Source organism: Aureimonas ureilytica (assembly GCF_001475935.1).
GTDB classification, from domain to species: domain Bacteria; phylum Pseudomonadota; class Alphaproteobacteria; order Rhizobiales; family Rhizobiaceae; genus Aureimonas; species Aureimonas ureilytica_A.
The window spans coordinates 1-852 of sequence record NZ_LDQA01000181.1; the positions used below are offsets into that span (position 1 = coordinate 1).

Here is an 852-nt window from a genome sequence, read left to right on the forward strand (position 1 = left end):
GCCTTCGTGGCGGGTACGAAGACCGGCGCGCCAGGCTTCAGATCGGCTGCGCTCGCATCGGCGAAGGTTACGACGGGTATGTTGGTCGGGAGCGAAACCGTCTTGGAGCCGGTGGGATAGGTCAGGGTCAACTGGCGGCCCGATACGTTCTCCACCGCGTTGGAAACCGTGGCATTGGTCATCGTGGAATTGGGTTGCAGATCCCACGGGAAGCTGCCCTCGTTGGCGCCCTTCATCGCTGCAGGAAAGATCAGGACTTCCAACGCCCCCGCAGGCTGGCTGCCGGATGCGGGGGCGGAGGCGACCCCGACATAATCTCCCGGCTTGATGTCACTCGCTGCGGCCGTCTTGATACCGCGCAGGCCGACATTCGGTGCCATCTGGATCTTCACCACAGGCCCCTCACGCGAGGTCACGGACAGGGTCTGGCCCTCGACGGCCGCGATCGTTCCGCGCACGCGTGCCGGCTGTCCGTCCTGGGCTTGTGCCCATGAGGTTGCGAGAAGCAGCGAACCGACGACAAGACTCATGGAACGGGACAGGCGCATGGGGCACTCCGTTGGTTGAGGCGCGATCAAATCGCGACCAGGTTTTCATCCATAAGCTTCTGCCTTCGCGTTGGTTTCGTGGCGAAGCGTTGCGAAATCCCGCAAGCGTCCTCGTCGGCGACACATCGGGCGGCTGCGATCGCGGCCCGACGATCGGACGCCGGCTCGATGATGCCGCCACGGATCGAAACGCACCTGTGCGTCCTGACGTCCATGACGCTGACCGACCGCCATCCGCGTCATGGGAGGCGGGGAGCCCGGGGGCGATCGCCGTTCCGATGTTGGGCGAGAAGGCAGGCCAGGC

Annotated in this window: 1 protein-coding gene; it reads right to left on the reverse strand. The window is 65.0% G+C overall.

The annotated features are described in order from the left end of the window. Positions 1-548, reverse strand: a 548-nt coding sequence (locus NS365_RS23370; RefSeq protein ID WP_058602640.1) for a hypothetical protein, incomplete at its 3' end; no start/stop codon positions are given. Between the last annotated feature and the right edge of the window lie 304 nt (positions 549-852).